Annotated in this window: 1 protein-coding gene; it reads left to right on the forward strand. The window is 65.8% G+C overall.

The window, feature by feature from the left end:
• A partial coding sequence (locus EN939_RS36565) for a helicase-related protein (RefSeq protein WP_272483146.1) occupies positions 1-769 on the forward strand: 769 nt, incomplete at both ends.

Consider the following 769-nt stretch of genomic DNA (forward strand, 5'->3'; position numbering starts at 1 on the left):
TCACGCCGCTTGCCAGGCCGGCCAGCGTATCCGCGCGTTCGCGGCCCTTTTCGCGGCCGGTGAGGATGGCAATGCGCAGCCCGACCTTGGCGGCAAGCGGCGAGATCGACATCGTGGTCGGCACCCATGCGCTGTTCCAGGAGACGGTCATGTTCCACGACCTGGTCTTCGCCGTGATCGACGAGCAGCACCGTTTCGGCGTCCATCAGCGGCTTGCCATCACCGCCAAGGGCGACGCGCCCGACATGCTGGTGATGACGGCCACTCCCATCCCCCGCACGCTGGTGCTGACCGCTTTCGGCGACATGGACGTGTCGAAACTGACGGAAAAACCGGCCGGCCGCCAGCCGATCCGTACCGTTACACTGCCGCTCGAGCGGCTCGACGAACTGGTCGACCGCATGGTGGACGCCGTCGCCGGCGGCCAGAAGATCTACTGGATCTGTCCGCTGGTCGAGGAATCCGAAGAAATCAAGCTGATGTCGGCCGAGGACCGCTTCGCCTCGCTGAAACCATTGTTCGGCGAACGTATCGGGCTCGTTCACGGCCGCATGAAGGGTGCCGAGAAGGACGAGGCGATGCGTGCCTTCAAGCAGGGCGAGACACGCATCCTGATCGCCACCACCGTCATTGAGGTCGGCGTCGACGTGCCGGACGCCACCGTCATGGTCATCGAGCACGCCGAGCGCTTCGGCCTGGCCCAGCTGCACCAACTGCGCGGCCGGGTCGGGCGTGGCGACAAGCCCTCCTCCTGCGTGCTGCTCTACAA

Origin of the sequence: Mesorhizobium sp. M7A.F.Ca.CA.002.05.1.1 (assembly GCF_003998335.1) — a bacterium.
Classification (GTDB): domain Bacteria; phylum Pseudomonadota; class Alphaproteobacteria; order Rhizobiales; family Rhizobiaceae; genus Mesorhizobium.